Annotated in this window: 10 protein-coding genes; 2 read left to right on the forward strand and 8 right to left on the reverse strand. The window is 68.1% G+C overall.

Annotated elements, in window-relative coordinates:
• Window positions 1-22: 22 nt before the first annotated feature.
• The 8 genes from VF746_30745 to VF746_30780 all read right to left on the reverse strand — a co-directional run bounded on the left by VF746_30745 (window position 23) and on the right by VF746_30780 (window position 14,428).
• Window positions 23-1,093 (reverse strand): hypothetical protein, encoded by a 1,071-nt coding sequence (locus VF746_30745; GenBank protein HEX8696837.1) that lies wholly within the window; start codon window positions 1,091-1,093, stop codon window positions 23-25.
• On the reverse strand, window positions 1,090-5,607 hold the full coding sequence (locus tag VF746_30750) for a hypothetical protein (protein HEX8696838.1): 4,518 nt from the start codon (window positions 5,605-5,607) through the stop codon (window positions 1,090-1,092). Before VF746_30750 ends, VF746_30745 begins: the two co-directional genes overlap by 4 nt.
• Before the next feature lie 12 nt (window positions 5,608-5,619).
• On the reverse strand, window positions 5,620-6,351 hold the full coding sequence (locus VF746_30755) for a hypothetical protein (GenBank protein HEX8696839.1): 732 nt from the start codon (window positions 6,349-6,351) through the stop codon (window positions 5,620-5,622).
• A gap of 2 nt (window positions 6,352-6,353) precedes the next feature.
• A complete protein-coding gene (locus VF746_30760) occupies window positions 6,354-7,889 on the reverse strand; it encodes a hypothetical protein (GenBank protein HEX8696840.1) in 1,536 nt (511 codons plus the stop codon).
• 450 nt (window positions 7,890-8,339) lie between these two features.
• Window positions 8,340-8,717: an ArsC/Spx/MgsR family protein gene (locus tag VF746_30765; GenBank protein HEX8696841.1), complete on the reverse strand. Its 378-nt coding sequence runs from the start codon at window positions 8,715-8,717 to the stop codon at window positions 8,340-8,342.
• Between the two features lie 133 nt (window positions 8,718-8,850).
• Entirely contained in the window at window positions 8,851-9,396 is a 546-nt protein-coding gene (locus VF746_30770) for a hypothetical protein (GenBank protein HEX8696842.1), read from the reverse strand.
• A 1-nt stretch (window position 9,397) separates the two neighbouring features.
• Window positions 9,398-10,660 carry a hypothetical protein gene (locus VF746_30775; GenBank protein HEX8696843.1) on the reverse strand — a complete coding sequence of 421 codons (1,263 nt, stop codon included), beginning with the start codon at window positions 10,658-10,660 and terminating at the stop codon, window positions 9,398-9,400.
• A gap of 600 nt (window positions 10,661-11,260) precedes the next feature.
• Complete coding sequence (locus tag VF746_30780; GenBank protein ID HEX8696844.1) at window positions 11,261-14,428, reverse strand: hypothetical protein; 3,168 nt, start codon at window positions 14,426-14,428, stop codon at window positions 11,261-11,263.
• A 514-nt stretch (window positions 14,429-14,942) separates the two neighbouring features.
• Here VF746_30780 and VF746_30785 point away from each other — a divergent pair.
• On the forward strand, window positions 14,943-16,235 hold the full coding sequence (locus tag VF746_30785; protein HEX8696845.1) for a cytochrome P450: 1,293 nt from the start codon (window positions 14,943-14,945) through the stop codon (window positions 16,233-16,235).
• Window positions 16,236-16,743: 508 nt separating this feature from the next.
• A partial coding sequence (locus VF746_30790) for a M20/M25/M40 family metallo-hydrolase (GenBank protein ID HEX8696846.1) occupies window positions 16,744-17,299 on the forward strand: 556 nt, incomplete at its 3' end.

Below are 17,299 nucleotides of genomic sequence, written 5' to 3' on the forward strand. Positions count from 1 at the left end.
TAGTCCGCAGCTGAGTCTCTTCTCACCCGCCAACTGGCATCCACACTGCCCGCATCTCTTCCGGCCCCAAAACCTCCTCGGGAATGCGATGACCAGCCGCGATAATCTCGAGCACGCGCGACCGTACGTCTGGCGGGAGAACGTCTGCCGCGGAAGGATTGATCAAGCTCGTCCGCTTCGGATCCGGCCAGCCGTTCGGATGCCCAAACCGCTCGGCCGCATTAAGCATCATCTTGTGCAAGCCGGGCGCGGGGCGGACGATAGGCAGCGCACTTGTTCTCCGCGCCGTCTCTCCGGCACCTTTTGCAATGTCCAAGCCTGGCTCGTCCAGATCACCCACATAATCGATGCTGGAAACTTCAGAGCCGATGGAAAGAAGGTGCTCTACGGATTGAATGAAGCAGCGTCCAGCCCCATACGCAACGATGCCGTACGGCGGCCGCTCCATCGCGGAGAGCACGCCACGCGCAACGGAGAACGGGGCTGAGTTCTCGAACACCAGCACCGCCCCACCCGGCCCGACCCGCTCCCAAGCGAGCGGAAGCACGTCTTGGTATAGGTTCAGCATCTCTACGCTGAGCCTGCCCTCCCCAAACAGGACGGTGGCCATGTGGCGCTCCAGCCGCTTCTCGTCGCCCGTGAGTTGGAGCGAGCGATAGCGTAGCGGCGCCGGCGTCAGAAGGGAGCCATTCACCAAGCCGTCGTGCACATGACGAAGGAAATACACTTGCTCTTCCGCCAGTCGTGGCATTCCCGGAACCCAGCTCAGCAAGAGGTGCCAGGGATCGCCGCGCCAGGACTCGCTGCGCTGAACGGAAGCATCGATCCGCGTGACGAGTTGAGGAAGCGGTGGATCCATGCTGCGATCCCAGTACGTGCTCCGCTCCGCAGGCAGCCCGAGCACCCCCTCTTCAGCAAGCACATCGAGTGCGGACCGGAGCCACTGGCGCTCCGCGACTCCCATCGGCCGATAGGGGAATGCTTCCGCGAAGGCGCTCCAGATTTCCTTCTCGAGAATGCGTTTGCCAGGGTGAGCCCGGAGGAGCTCCGCGAACCGGGCTACCCGGTCGGGATCAAGCGCCACAGTGCTCACGCAGTTCCCAGTGCAACCGCGCCGGCATCGGCATCTGCATCGCGGGCGGAGCGGACGATGCGGGCCATGTCCATTCCGTCCGTGCGGCGGAGCACGTCCGTTCGCGCCAGAAGCCACTGCCTGTGCTTCGCGTCGAACCCGGCTGGCCGCAGCCTGTTCACGTTTGGGAAAAGTGAGACGGCGTCGTAGTCCTTCACGCCGGTGGTATAGATGAGCTGAACCCCCGCGGCCCGGGCAACGTCGAGTTGCACCTCAAGAAACGACAGACGTGATGCCATGCCGAACGGGTTGTCCAGCATCAGCACGCTGGTCTGGCTCGCCAAGCGGCCTCGATTGCGCGCACGCAGGCGGGCGAGATTGCAGTAGAGCAGAATCGCGCTGGTCAGCACTTCTCCGCCGCTATCCCGGCCGAGACGCTCAACGTCGGTATACCACGCTCCCCTCATCTTGTCCGGGAACATGACTTCAATCCGGAATGGCCGGCCGAGCGTGCGGACAGCCTTCTGCACGATTTCGATACCCGAAAGAGTTGCGTTGTCGTCCGTGATCTTGTCGATCAACTCCGCCATCCGCTCGTACCGCTGATGCTCGGAGTCCGGCGTCTTATGCTGGACTTTCAGGAAGTGCTTGTCCGCGAAGAGCGGCATGTGCCGCGGCATCTTGGACTGCTTTTCTGCGGCCTCCAGATACTGGATGCCCTTCTCGGCGGCCGCGAGCGCGTGACCGATGAGGGTCGCACGGATCGTCTCAACTGCTTTCAGCGCAGCATCGATGGTGCTGAGACGAATCTCCAGCCGTTCGACCAGGACTTGGGCGTCGCCCTCGCAGGCGGCGGCGGTGCGCGTCTGGATGTTCCGGATCATGGGATGACCAAGCACCACTGCCGTGAACTCATCGTGCGCGATCCAGCCCAGCAGATCTTCATGCAGCCTATCCCGCTGGGCATCCAACGCGGCGTCCTCAGCCCGCAATGTCAGGAGGGCCTTCTTCACTTCAGAGATGCGGGTCGAGAGCGCGATGTCGTCAGCTGGATCGGTCCAACCCACGGGCGCTGATAGAGCCGTAGGCCGTGCCAGCAGTGATGCATTGCTCTCTACAATGCCATCAAGAGACTCATTCTGGATTCGGAGATGGCGCGCCGCCGCCTCGTCCAGCTCTGCCGTGTGGAGCAGCTCGTTCGCGACCGCCTCGTTGGCCGCGACGGCTTCGGTGTCCGCCTTTATAGAAGTCTCCTCCTGCGTGAGCCAGACGGAGAGTTCTTGCACGCTGGCAGGGATCCCCTCGCGTCCCATCTCGACGTGAGGCGGATCGGAAAGCTTCTCGCGTTCTCGTGCTGCATGATCCCGCTCCTCTACTGCCTGTTTTAAGCGCGGGCTGGTGGTTGAAATCATCTGCCGGGCCGCCGCCTGCTCTGTAGCGAGGTCGTCCCGCTTTTCCTCAATCCGGTCACGATCCGGCAGCGCGTTAATCCAGTCGGTAACCTCTTGCTGAAGCTCCACCTCCGAGGAGCCAGCGAGGATCTGCGCAGTGCGGGATTCCGGGTCTTTGAGGAACCGCCGAAGCTGTGCCTCGTAGCGTCCTTCCTCCTGCTGCGCGGCCTCAATCTCTTTCGCGCACATCTGTTCGAGACCGGACTCATCTACCTCTCGGACATACTGTGCGCGGAGTTGCGCGTATCGCTCACGCAGCCCTTCCAAGTCACCGTCACATGGGACCAGACGCTCCTCATCGACGTGTGTGACGGCTTGCCGTGCGGTGTCCAATCCGCCGCGTTTCTCACCGAGGTCGCCGGCTTCGTCCCTTCGGGCCCGCGCAATTCCCCCCGCTGCCTCGGCACGCGCGCGGGCACTCTCAGCCGCAGCGCGTTCTTGGAGCTCCGTGCCTTCCGCGTCAGCCAGGGCGCGCGCGCGCACCTCCGGGTCTGAGCCGAAGCGGCTGATGTATGCTTCCACCCGCTCGCCTGCACGTTCGGACTCCGTGATTGCCTGGCGGGCGCTGTCGCGAGCGGCCTCCACTTCACTGATCAGCTCGTCTGCCACCGAAAGCGCATCCTTCAGTTCCGCGACGCGATCCTCATCCTGCTTCGCGCGCTCGGCTAGGTGTTCAAGATCCGCGGCGGCCTGCGCGAAGTAATCCCGTGGATAGCGTTCACGAAAAGAGGCAAGCCGGAAAGCACGCTCCTGGAGTATTTTCTGCCGTCCCTCCCGCGCGCTGACGGCTTGGCGAAGGCGCTCGAGATCGCTCTGCCGCTGCACCCTCTCCCGTTCCCCCACGACAGGGTCGAAGTGCGCGTTGGTGGACGGTGCCAACACGTATCCCTCAACCGCCGCTTCTGCGTGTGCAGCTCGTTGAGGAGCGATTACTACCGGGCTATCCACCTCGAGTCCACTGCTGGCGAGGAGCCCACAGGCGTCGTCAAACTCATCGTCACGAACGATCACACCTGTTGCGAGGTGGGGTTTGCGCTCGACGAACGCCCGTGCCTCGCCGCCTGGAATCGAGAGGACCTTGGAGGCGTATTCCCAGCCCGAGACGACCATCTTGAGGTGCGGGGCAAGGAAGCCGATCACGACCTCCACATCCGGCGACGGCGGAAGCAGCCCGGCGATATCGAGCTGGCGGAGAACGTGCTCAGTTCGTGCTTTTTCACTCCAGAGGCCGAAGAGCTCAGTCTGTTCCCGCTCTCCTGCCTGGGCAACGCGCCGGAGCGTGGCGTCGTCAGTGCGGTCGAGGTCGAGCCGATCGGTGCGCATGACTTCCAGCACCATCTCGTCGGTCTCGAGCGCTTCCCTCTCCGACTGGGCGGTTTGCAACGCTGTACGGGCCGCATCCAGAGCGCGCGCTGACTCATTCGCGTCCTGTTGACGGCTCGTGATCACCTGCGCACGCTCACCTTGTTCTTCCCGGAGCGCTTGGAGTTTCTCTACATGTGCCTGGAAGTCTTCCCCGGCGCGCCGTTCAGCGTCACGCCACCGTTGTAGCGCCACACCCAGAGCCTCTCCTTGTGCCAGCGCTCCCTGCTCCACCAGTCGAGCCCGCCCAATCTCAGCCTGGTGTTCCTGATCGCGGAGATTGCGGCAGCGGCTCGCAGCCTCAGTCTCCGCACGCTCGTGGGTACGCGCTGCCTCCCGCGCCGCCTTGGCGATCTCGTCCGACTCCCGCGCCTGCTCGCGCAGTTGCCCTGTCTCCATATCGATTTGCCGGATCCGGTGCAGAAGGGCGCCGGCATATGACGTCGCGGCCTCCCGAAGCCGCTCCAGCAGTGGCGCATGAGCGCTCCGCGCCATCTGAAGCTGCTCCTCCAGATCCGCGGCCGATTTCCGGTGTCGCATCGCGCGACTCAAGGGCACCGCGAGCGTCGCCACGGAAAGCGCGCGGGTCACGGCGTCGAAGTCCCGGCGCGCTTCATCGTCCCGCGTCTTGGCTTCGACAACCTGCCGCTCCGTCAAAACGTGCCGGGCAACGATCACCCGGTTGGAGCGCTTGGCAAGCAGTTCCTTGGTCGTGGCGGCGTCGCGAAGGGCAGACTCCGCCTCTGCTCGCGCGACAGCAGCCTCCTCCACTTTCGCGGTGATAGCTTCGCTGATGTACGAGCGCAGAGCGGCAACCGTCCCCGCGACCGCGGCGATTCTGCCAGTCATCTCGGAGCGGCGCTCATGGACGTCGAGAAGACTCCGGAATCGCTCGATGAGACCGTGGACCAGCTTCCGCTCGGGGAGTAGTTGAACCCGTCGCTTCTTTAGGTCGTCGCGGTAATGGATCAGTGTGGACCCTAACTCTTCACCATCCTTCTCATTCATCACGACACGGACGAAGAAGTCCACGAACTCCTCGACGTCCTTGAACTTGAACAGGTCTCCGGCGCCACCCTCCCGCAGGTTCATCATCACCTGGTAGAGGAACAGCTCGGTATCGATGCCCTGGGCGTCGAGATGCCCCGTCCACTCAGTCTGATTCTCGGTGTAGTAGACCTGTGCCAGGGGGTTTTCTCCACGCAGCTGCCCCATCTGCAATCTGAACCCGGCTCGCGTCCAGCGGCTGGTACCAGTCTCGGCGCCGTCCTGGTAGACCGGCAGACCCTCAAGCGTGAGCCGTGGCTGGTCGGGACGCACGCGGAATGAGAAAAAGGTACGGTCAAGCTTGCTCTCCTCCCCTGGGGTCTGGCTCCGTTCGATGAACACGCCGGTCACTAGTCGGATCGGCACGGGGAACAGGCCACCCTCCGTTTCGTCCATCACCCATTCGCCGATCACGAGCGAGTGATCTCCTGCCCGAACGTAATCATCGAGCTTTCTCGACTTGTGCTCCGCACGAGCACCGAGGAAGTCGCGGAGCGCCGGTCGCATGACGGAAAAGAAGAGCGCGAGCATGCTGCTCTTGCCGCCACCATTATCCAACCAGATGGCAGTGTCGGTGGGCGAACCCTCAATGTCCCGGAGATCGAGGGTGAGGTCCTCCATCCGGGCCTTTTCGTGCCCGAGGTTGACGTAGCGGATCCGGCTGATACGTGGCATCGGCTTTTTGCCTCAGGCGCTCGGGACGGCAGCGGCTAGTTTCTCGACGACATCCTGCACGCGTTGGAAGACGACCGCCGCCTGAAGCTCGCGCACCTGCGTGTGGTAGCGAGGCGTGGGCTGATACGCCGTCTCCCCCGAGCGCCGCCTCCGCATGAACATGCCCTGATCGACGAGGGCCTCCAGCATCTTCTCGATCATCACGCGCGTAGAGGCACCGACCCGTTTGCGCGGATTTCCCTCGGCAGCCCGGCGCTGATAGATCCGCCAAGCCGCGATCAGTTCCTGCTCTACCGAACTGATCTCCGGGTCTGGCTCGCCGGCTGCCTCCGCCGCGAGGCGGTCGCAGATCTGGCGGAGCCTTTCTTCCACCTCGGTCACGGTGACCGGGTGGGGAACGGCATCCGGATCGTCCAGCAACTCCGGGCGAGGGTACGCAGACGCCGCGATGCCGAGATGAACGAAGCCCTCGATCAGCCGGTCGTCTCGCCCAACCGAGGTCCGCACCTCACCGGGTTTCAGGCGATACACGGAATCTGCTGTCGGCACGAACACGATTCCGTACTGCGTAGCGTCGGCGATCTCGAGTCCTTGGCCGAGAGCAACGCCCTGGACCGCGTGCCGAAAGTCTGTGTCGTTGTCGTAGAGACGGAGCAACTCGGCGTACTCCGGCTCCTGCACCGGGTCGGAGCGAATATTCAGGCCGAAGTGAATCAGCCGGCCAATTTCCTGGAATTTAAGCATCCTCACGCCTCGCTCTCCGGAACGCGGTACAGGACGAGGTCATCTCCATGATAGAGGCCGGAACGAAGGAGCTGGCCAGATCTCTCGGCAAACAGTCCGTCCGCGTCATTATCCTCACTGGGCGAGAAAGCGAATAGTGCTCGGAGCATCACAAGGTCCCGGACCACCGCTGGAGTGGTGTCGTCCCCAAGACCGGAGAGGACTGCGGAGAGCGCGATCGGGTCGCCCACTCCCTCCAGTACAGCCGCTGCGCGATCCCAATCCGCAGGAGTGAACCGGAGCAGTTCCTCCGCGATTGATTCCAAATCACGCTCCAGCACCGCCACCGTGTGCGCGCGAGACTCCGCGCGGGGACGGAAGTGCCAGTCCACCAGTTCCAGCAGCGAGAGCACACGAGGGATTCGGGGCGGAACGAACTGCGAGAGGAGGAAGTCCACCTCCGCCAGAGCGATGCCCTGAGGGAGTGCCATGAACGGCTCGAGGACGTCGCGCGGTAGATCCGGCGAGGCGCGGACGTACAGCGGGCGGAATGCCTGCCGAGCCTGCTCATCAAGGAAGGTGGGGAGTGCGACGATCAACTGGCCCAAGAGCGCGATGTGCTGCTGAAAACAGCGATCTACCAACTGGATGACTTCCGCGAGCTGCATCGCTTCCGGACTCCCCATCAGGAGCGCATTCAGCTTGTCTTCCGCCCCCTGACGGATCTGCCGCTCTGTCCGCGTGCGCTCCTCGATATGGCTCTGGGCATTATGCAGCAGCGCCGGCACTTCATCGCGCCAATCCACCCTGAGCACATCGCGGCGCGTTGCCCGGAGGATTGCTTCCAGCTGCTCGCGGTAGCGCACCGAGAGCGCATGGGCCTGACGTGCACTTCGCACCGCTTCATTGAAGCTGCCGCGGGCGATCTGTGCGTTCATCACCGCCTCGACCGCGATCTGCTGATCTTCAATCGTGAGGTTGAGCGCACTCAGGTAGAGGTTGGTGATCTCTGGAGAGAGGCGGGGCACGATCCGGTCGCCCGGCATGTACCGTTCGGTGACGAGTCTCACCTCCAGGTGGCGCCGCCTGGCTTCTCCTCCCTCGAAATCGGTGTAGGGAACGCCGTACGGCTCCCGATGATTCGCCTCGTTCAGCAGCCATTCGAGGACCCGCTCGGCCATCCGCTGATGCCGCTCTGGGTCAGGGTCAACGCCCGCGGCCGCGTCCATTGCCACGAGGGTGGGGAATAGCGCACGCGCGAGGTCGTCAGTCTCGGGCTCGTTTTCGAGCCCGGTGTTCTCGATGATCAGATCGAAGACGCGAAACGCGAGCGCGAATGCGTCGTAATGCGCGAACTCACCGCCCTGGCCTCCTACGATCGCGTCTGCGTGGTGAAGGCGGAAGAGCGGCAACGCGTGCAAAAGCACCCGCTGGCGATGTGTGATGTCGCCGTTCCACTCCGGGGAGCCGGAACGGCGGGGCGGCAGGTTGGGCTCGCCCTCTACAGGTTCCTCTGGGTTGCGTTGCGCATGGATCGAGACGAGTTCCTGAAGGATCAAATCACGGCTGCTCTGTCCTACATCGCTCGCAGAACTTGTTCGGCCGGGTTCAAGTACTTTGGGCAAATCGCCCATTCGCAACGCAGGGGGCGTAGGACTGGGGGGTGGCTGATCGGCTAAGACGAGCGGGATCTGCATCGATTCACCTCAGTCATATCAGTGCTCCGGCGGGAACAGACACCGCAGCGTCCAGGGGGCCGGTTGAGAGGGGACGGCGTACGTGGGAATACCCCACCGAGTTTTATCGAACCTGATGGGGGTAAATAGCAGCAACGGGCGGACCTATTCGAGAAGAGGTCTCAGTCCAAACTTTGCGAAGTCGGAGAATAGGAATGCTGCGTTGTGTTCGCAAGCAGAACGTCAGATTCCAGACAGGCACGAACACGTAGACGGTTGCCACGGGGCTGCGTCGCTCTATTCAGCGAGTACCTATCGCGCCCTAACCAACATTCAGCTCACCAGCTCGTCCACCCGCTTCGCCGAGAACCCCGCCGTCGCGTGGTCGCCGCGGACGATGACGGGGCGGGTGACGAAGGTGTATTCCTCCGCCATCAGCCGCACGAGGTCGTCCTCCGACAGTTCCTTCTCGTGCAGCCCCATCTTGCGGAACTTCATCGCGCGCTTCGAGAACAGCTTCTCCGCGCCGCCCACCTTGCGGGCCAGGTCGCGCACCTCGGCCTCCTCCAGCGGCTGCGCCTTCAGGTCGCGGAGGGTGCGCACCGTCACCTGCCTGTCCCGCAGGTACTGGAGCGCCTTCTGGCAGGTGGTGCAGTACGGGAGCCAGTAGACGTCCACGCCCTCGGCGTCCGCGCGCGTCGGCTCCGTCATCGGACCGCCTCCGCCGCGGGGCGGCCGGCGTGGTACTCCGCGCAGAGGGCGCGCATCTCATCCTCGCTGAAGGCGTGGTTCATTTTATCTCCCGTCCCGCGGACCCGGCGTCAGACTCTCGCCCGGCGCCGGCCTACTTCTTCTTCGGCCTGCGGACGAAGCAGATCACCACGTCGTTGGCGGTGGGCCCGGTCGGCAGCCGCTGCTGCTTGTCCGTCCAGGCGATGGTCCGGTTCGGCTGGACCTTGCCGTAGATCGCGTGCCAGGGGACGTCCTTGAAGAGCGTGTTGCTCTCCTTCAGGACGCTGCGCGGGTCGGTGGCCGTGTAGACCTTGGCCGAGTGCTTCACCTTGCTCCTGTCGGCGACCACCATGATGAAATCCGTCCCCGGCTTCCCCGTGAGGTTGCTCTGCACGCCGTTCACGTCACCCACGAAGTCGCTCCCGGAGAAGGCGCTCACCTCGTCCTCGAACCCGTGGATCGCGGCCAGCACGGCGATCACGTCCCCATCGTCGGGCTCGAAGCTCCCCTTCTGCTGCGCCTGCAGCCAGAGCGCGTGCTGTCCCACCCCGGTGGCTGCCTTGAACGCCTGGTAGATGCACTTCTCGTCCTGCTTCAGCTCCTCGTAGGTCTTCTGCTGGTTGTTGTTGTTGTTGCTGCTCCTGTTCCTCCCGGGCATGTCAGACCGCCTCCGCCACGGGGCGGCCGGCGTGGTACTCCGCGCAGAGGGCGCGCACCTCGTCGTCGCTGAAGGTGTGGTCGCACCGCTTGGCCGCCTCGAAGACGTGCGAGCAGAGCCCCTCGTCGCCGGCGTCGAAGCCGTGGTGCGCCAGCCAGTGGCGCACGTTGGAGATCCCGCTCATCGGCGAGATCTCGATCTTCTGGAACATCCCGAACCACCCGGCCGGGACGCCGGAGTAGATGCGGTCCGCCAGCCACGCGTCGCCCTTCTGCTCGGCCTTCACGATGGCCGCCGCGTGCACCCCCGTCCCCGTGCGGAAGGCGTCCTCGCCGAAGACGGGCCAGTTGTAGGCGACGGGCACCCGGCACGCCCCGGCCGCCAGGCGCACGTAGTCGGCCAGCTTCGACAGGTCCCAGTCGTGCAGCCCCAGCAGCTTCAGGTTCACCAGCAGCAGGTCCATCTCCGCGTTGCCGCAGCGCTCGCCGATCCCCAGCGCCGTGCCGTGGATGCGGTGCGCCCCCTCCTCGATGGCCGCCAGGCAGTTGGGCACCGCCAGCCCGCGGTCGCGGTGGCCGTGCCAGTCGATCTTCACCTCCTCGCCGCTCGGCTCCACGATCTCGGTCTTCACGAAGCGGACGAGCTGGCGGACCCCGTGCGGCGTGGCGTGCCCCACCGTGTCGGCCAGGCAGATGCGCCGCGCCCCGCACTCGATGGCCGTGGTGTACAGCTTCCGGATCACCTCGGGCCGGGCGCGCGTGGTGTCCTCGGTCACGTACATCACCGGCAGGCCGTGGCTCACCGCGAAGGTGACCGCGTCCTCGGTGGCGCGCAGCATCCGGTCGAGCGTCCAGTCCTCCGCGTACTGCCGGATCGGCGAGGAGCCGATGAAGGTGGCCGCCTCGATGGCGATCCCCACCCGCTGCGAGACGTCGACGATCGGCTGCACGTCGGCGCGCACGGTGCGGGCGGCGCAGTTGGGCTCGATCGGCAGGCGTGCGTCGGCGATCTCGCGGGCCAGCGCCTCCACGTCGGCCACCGCGCGGGGGCCCGCGCCGGGGAGCCCGATGTCGGCCGCGGCGATCCCCAGCTCCGCCATCAGGTGCAGCAGGCGGATCTTCTCGCCGATGGTCGGGTCGTGGACGGAGGGCGACTGCAGCCCGTCGCGCAGCGTCTCGTCGTTGAGCTGCACGCCGCGGCGGGTGGAGTAGTCGAAGCAGCCTTCGGAGCAGTTCCAGTCGTAGATCAGCTCGCTTTCCTGCATCGGGGCCTCGCGTGTCGGCAAACCGCAGTGCGTGAGTGCGGAAGTGCGTGAGTGCGTTTTCCGGCCTGCCCGTCGTCCGGGAGACCGCGATAGGCGGCGAACGCCCGGAAAGTAACACGCTCCCGCAAGCGCGCGAAACCGCCGTTCCGCCCGGGAGGTCGTTCCGCTTCGACCGGCATCGGCGCCGCGCCGGCGGTGACGCCCCCTCCCCGGCCCTCCCCCGCTGCGCGACGCTGCGCGGGAGAGGAAGAACCGCAACCCCGTCGTTCCGGATCGGGTAGCCGCTGGGGGTTGTCGCGAGCGGAGATCCGTGCCGCTACCGCGCCCGACCCACGTGGCGAGGTGAGAAGATTCTTCGGCCCTGCCGTCAATCGTGCGGATGCTGGTTCGGTGTGGCCGGGCCTCAGAATGACAGTGTTTCGGCGGCGTTGCGCGGCGAAGACTGCATGAACGGACCGAAAAACTTCCCTCTCCCGCGCAGCGGGGGAGGGACCGGCGCACCAGGCGCCAGGGAGGGGGCCCACGCGAAGAGCCCCGGAGGCATCCCCCGGGGCTCCCGCGTTCCGTCCACCGTCGTCCTCTGCCGATGACGGCTCTCAGCTACATCTTCGCCAGGTACTCCAGCGCCTTGAGGCCGGGCATGAAGAGGTAGGCGCCGCCCCGCATGGTCACGAAGCGGGGCAGCTCCTTCACCCGGTGCCGCACGGGGCAGCCCTGCATGGTGAAGTTGCTCACCCGCTCCTTGTGCTCGGCCGTCGCCGGGTCCACGTGCGGCGCGATCAGCGGGTCCGGGTCGGCGTACAGCCCGTCGAACTTCATGCTGTTCACCCACGTGTTCTGCACGAACTCGAACTGCCGCACGATGTCCGTGTTGAAGCAGATGAAGTGCAGCCCGCGCTCGCCCCCCTCCGGCGCCGCCAGGATGTCGGCCGGGTCGAACGACTCGGCCAGCGGCGGCCCGTACGCCCGCCCGCGGCGCAGCAGCCGGTGGCGGTCCGCCACCAGCATCGACTGCTCGGGGTTGGGCTGCATCCCGTCGCGCGGGTTGGTGCGGCGGATGTGCGAGCCCAGCGGGCAGCGGTCGCCCTGCAGGTCGTCGGCGTACAGGAAGCTGTTCGCCGTCTTCGGGTCGAACGGCGGCTCCGTCTGGTCGTCCTTCACCAGCGGCGAGCCGTTCGGCCAGCGCCCCACCATCTTCGCCGCCAGCCGCTTGCGCGCGGCCGCGTCGCCGCCCGCGCAGTGGTCCACGAAGCGCCAGAACGCCTTCACGTCCTGCTCCAGCGTGCGGAACACCACGTAGGTGCCGTTCTTCCCCAGGTCGCGCCGCGGCGGCGCGGCGGTGTCGAACGGGTCGATCGGCGCGCACTGCAGCAGCGCCTTCGACAGCTCCGACTCCGCCACCGCCGGCGACGCCGGCAGCTTCCCGTACGCGTTCGGGTAGCCCAGCACCACCTCGCCCGCCGGCACCGCGGGCCCGCTCGCGTCCTCTTCCTTGAGGCCCGCGAGGCGCGGCTGCGCGATCCCGTCGTGGAAGCCGAAGTGCTCCTTGTCGTCCTTGAGCATCACGCTCCCCAGCGGCTCGCCGAGCGCCACCCCGCGCGCCGCGCCGCGCTCCTTCTCCTCCGCCAGGAGCGACGCCAGCCGGTCCGCGCCGCCGGCGAAGAGGAAGAGCATGGCGTGCAGCGCCTCGCCGTCCGGCCGCCCCCACCGCCAGTGCTCGGGCGCCGCCTCGCCGGTGTCGCCCAGCGCGCGCTGGCGGTGGTCGGTGGCCATCCCCTCGTAGAACTCGCGCGAGAAGGTCTCGATCGCCTCGTCGGAGAGCCCCAGCGCCTCCAGCCCCGCGCGGGTGAACGCCACGTTCAGCGCCCACCCCTCGGCCACCACGTCGGCGGTGCTGCGCGAGGCGCGGGTCACGCGGCCGCGCACCCCGTCCACCCAGGCGCGCGCCCCCGCCGCGTCGGCCGGGAAGCGGACCGGGACGTAGCAGGCGTGCGCCAGCTTCGCGTAGCTGCGCGCCACCAGCCCCTGCACGTCTTCCACCTCGATCTTCGGCGCCGGCTTCTTCGCCGCCGGCTTCGGGCGCGGCTGGGCCGACTTCTCGCCCGCGCCGAAGCGCCGGAGCCACGCCTCGGCCTCGGCGGCGTCCAGGTCGCGGTACAGCCCCAGGCGGATCTTGGTGTTGTCGTTGATGTTGGAGACCGAGAGCCAGCGGTACGCGCTGTACCACACCTGCGTGGGCACCTGGCTGTCGCGCGAGTACGCCTTGAACATCTGCTCGTCGGTGGCGCCCTCCTGCACCAGGTTCTTCGTGCGCGGGAAGCCCACGCAGTTGCTCCACACCCCGGTGAGCCCCGTGGCCGACTTGTCCACGAAGTCGCCCAGGTAGTTGTCCCAGCTCCCGTCGAAGTTGCTGAAGAACACCAGGCGCCGCCCGTCGTCCACGATCACCCAGCGGGCGAAGTGGATCGACGGGATCCCGGCCAGCGTCCCCTGGTTGCTCAGGTACTTCGCCGAGAAGTTCACGAACTTGAGCACGCCCCACAGCACGAGCCGCCTGAACCACAGCGGCTCCTTGATGTAGATCACGCTGCTCATCTCGTTCTGGACGATGCGGTCCTCCGTCTCCACCAGCCGCGCGGTGTGCTCCTTCACGCTGTCGCGCACGATGACGGGGTCCGTCGTCTCCAGGCGCCGCAGGTAGACGTACCCGGCCACGCCCGCGACCAGGAGGACCGCCACCACGCCGAGGACGATCTTCACCGCCGTCCCCATCCCCACCACCAGCCCTAGCAGCACGGCCACGACGGCGAGGACCGCGAGCAGCGCCGCGCCCGCCACCAGCGGCAGCCGGGCCAGGAGCGCCGGCGGGAGGAGGAGCCTGGGGAAGCCCCCCGGCTCCTGGCGCGCCCAGGCCAGCTCCGGCTCCTCCTTGAACACGAAGTCGCGCACCCGTCGGTGGATCCGCACCGGGTCGGCCGGCAGGGTGCCCCTGGCGAGCTCCGCGTCCAGGAAGTCGTCGATGCGGCGGCGCAGGTCGGCCTCGCGGTGGATCTGGTCCACCGAGCGGTGCATCGTCCCCGTGTAGAAGGTGGTGGTCGGCACCCGGTGGCGCAGGAAGAAGCCGTGCGCGCGCGAGCGGTCGGCGTGCCCCGGCCACCCCTCGCAGTGCCCGAACACCTGGTCCAGCCCCGGCCCGGCCACCCGCAGCAGCTCGTCCAGGTGCTCCTCCAGCGTCCCGTCGAAGTCGGTGGAGAAGAGGAGCTTCGCCGGGATCGCCGGCCCGTGCGCCAGCGGCTTCCCCTCGTACTCGGGGATCGGCGCGTTCCGCGACGGCGAGGCCGCGTGCAGCAGGATGCGCGCGAAGTGCACCGTGCGCAGCTTCGCGAAGGGGATGATCGGGTTGATCTCCAGGTCCTCGCCGGCGGGCGGGTTGGCCACGTCGCCCAGCAGCTTCTCCAGCGCCGCGTAGTGCCCCGCCTTCACCGGCACCATCAGCAGCAGCGAGTCCTGCCGCGTGCGCCCGTCGCTCTTCGCCGACTCGGCGTGCTCGGCCGGGGTGCGCTCGCGCGCGGCGGCCACGCGGGCGCGGCGGGCCCGGCGCGCCTCCTCCTCGCCCAGCACCTGCACGTCGAGTTCGATCACTCGCGCCGCGCCCTGCTCGGCGTCGGCGGCCGGCGCCTCCGCCTCCGGCGCGGCGGGTGGGATCACGGCGGCCGCCTGGGGCGCCTCGTCCGGGACCGGGGAAGGAACGGGGTCTTTCTCGCTCATGGGAGACTCCTGCGGGGGCGAGGGAAAACGGGGAGGAGCGCGGGGGGTGATCCGGCAGAGGAAGATCGCCAGTCGGTTTCGGCGGGAGACGATCGCTCCGCCTGGCTGGCGTCGGCCGGGAGAGACAAAGGTTTGTGCAAGTTGGAGTCCCTGTCAAGCCAATCCGGCAGAGTCGAACGAATTGATTGCGGCGCAGACACTTGCGAGGGATCGCCCGGGGATGCGCCCCGCCTGTCGGCGGGACATTCCTGGGCCGGGTGGGGCAGCGGAGTCCCACGCGAAGGGCGGTCCGGCCGCCGCCCGGGAGAAGTCGCCTGAGGCGCGCCGCCAGCGGTTTGCGAGACGCCGCAAGCCGATCCGCCGTGTGCGGGAGAAAAAAGATTGTCGCCCGCGGGAACGGCGCCTAACATGCGTGGCATGGCGGCGCGCGCGACGGCGCCTTGCAGCCGCCCGCCCGTGCCCGCACGTCCCGCCGTCCAGCCCCGATCCACTCCCCCGGAAAAGGAAGCCCGCCGTGAGCACCCTCGCGCCCCCCGCCCCGCCGACGACGTCCGCGCAGCAGCCGCCCTCGCCCAACCGCCTGGGGGGGCCCGGCACCCGGCTGAAGCGGATGCTGGGCGCCACGCTCGGCGGCCGCGGCGTGCTGCGCCCGGCGTTCGCCGTGCTGCGCCGCCACGCGCCGCTCCTCAAGGTCGGGGAGCGGGTGATCGTGAGCCGCCACGCCGACGTGCTGGAGGTGCTCACCCGCGACGAAGACTTCACCATCTCCGAGGTCAACGGGCCGGGGATCGACCGCATCAACGGCCCCTTCATCCTCAACATGGACCGCGGGCCCACCTACGAGCGCGACCACGCCGCCCTGCGCGCCGCCGCCCGCTACGACGACCTGGAGCGCGTCCGCGCCCTGGCGCGCGCCGCCGCCCTGCGCGCCGTGGAGGCCGCGCGGCCGCGGGGGCGCCTGGAGATCGTGCAGAACCTCACCCGCGCCGTCCCCGCCGAGCTGGTGGAGGCGTACTTCGGGTTCCCCGGGCCCAACCGCGCCACCCTGGTGCGGTGGCTGCGCAACCTCTTCCAGGACGCCTTCGCCAACCCCGGCAACGACCCCTACGTGCGCGAGGCCGCCCTGCGCTCCGCGGCCGAGCTGAAGGCGTGGGTGCTGGCCGAGATCCCCCGCCGCCGCGCCGCGGGGCTGGAGGGCGCCGACGACGTGCTGGGGCGCCTGGCCGCGCTGCAGGGCCCCGAGCGCCCCTGGGCCGACGACGACTGGGTGCGCCGCAACATCGCCGGGCTCATCGTGGGCGCCGTCGACACCATCTCGCGCTTCAGCGTGCTGGCCGTCGACGAGCTGCTGCGCCGCCCCGGCGAGCTGGCGGGCGCCCAGGCGGCCGCCCGCGCCGGCGACCTGGACCTGGTGCGCCAGTACGCGTGGGAGGCCGTGCGCTTCAACCCGCACACCCCGCTCATGGCGCGCCACTGCCACAAGGACGCCACGGTGGCCGCCGGCACCCCGCGCGAGCGGCGCATCAGGGCCGGCACCGCGGTCCTGGTCGGCACCGACTCGGCGATGTTCGACCCCGAGGGGTTCCCCGAGCCGGAGCGCTTCCGCACCGACCGCGACGTGCGCACGTACCTGCACTTCGGGTGGGGGCTGCACCAGTGCTACGGGCTGGCCATCAACCACCTGGTGATCCCCGAGATCGTGGCCGCCCTGCTGCGCCTGGAGAAGCTGCGCCGCGCCCCCGGCGCCGAGGGAAAGGTGGAGCTCGACGGCCCCTTCCCCGACCGCCTGGTCCTCGAGTTCGGCTGAGCCGCTTCTCCTCCGCTCTGGAGCGACCCGTCCCCGGCGCCGTCATCGGTGCCGGGGACGTTTTGTTGGACGCAGGGTTTGGGCGTGTCCCTCCGCTGCGCTCCGGGCCGGGCTGCGCGCGCCGGGCGCGCATCCCTCACGCGGGTTCTGTCGCGGCGATGAGTTCCGTAGGGGCGAGCCTGCGAGTCCGAAGACAGGTAGCCTCGGCACAGGTGGCCGCCCCCCGCGCATGGGCTGGCATCCGCCGGTCGAGGCAGGCCTCGCCCCTACGGGCCGATCCCGCGTCCCGCCCGTCACGAGCGCAGCGAGGAAGTCCCTCTCTCGTGCAGCGGGGGAAAGGACAGGCGCGCCAGGCGCCAGGGAGGGGGGCCACCAGGGGCCGGGGAGGGGCCCTCGCGACCGGGCGAACCCGCCGTTCCGCACTTCGCACTTCGCACCTCGCACTTCGCACCTCCGTTTGACACCGCCCCCCCACGTCGGCATCTTCCGCCGGTCCCCCTGGCACCCGATGACGCCGACGACTCGCACGCCCCCGCCCCTGCTCGCCGACCCGCGCCTGCAGCCCGCCCGCGCCCTCGCGCACCAGAGCGACGAGGCCACGCTGGGCGAGCAGCTGGAGCTGGTCGCCATCCCCGCGCCGCCCTTCGGCGAGGAGCCGCGTGGGCGGCGGGTGCTGGAGCGCTTCCGCGAGCTGGGCCTCGAGGGCGCCCACGCCGACGAGGTGGGCAACGTGCTCGCCACCCTCCCCGGCGCCTCCGCGGGCGCGGCGCCCGTCGTGGTCGCCGCGCACCTGGACACCGTGTTCGCGGCGGGGACGGAGCTCACGCCCCGGCGCGAGAACGGGCGCATCTACGCCCCCGGCATCACCGACAACTCGCGCGGGCTGGCGGGGATGCTGGCCGTCGCCCGCGTGCTGCGGCAGGCGGGGGTGCGCACCGAGCGCCCGGTCGTCTTCGTCGGCACCGTGGGCGAGGAGGGGAGCGGCGACCTGCGCGGCGTCAAGCACCTCTTCCGCGAGGGCGCCGCGCTGCGCGGCGCGTCGGCGTTCATCGCGCTCGACGGCT

This window comes from Longimicrobium sp. (genome assembly GCA_036389795.1).
Lineage (GTDB): Bacteria > Gemmatimonadota > Gemmatimonadetes > Longimicrobiales > Longimicrobiaceae > Longimicrobium.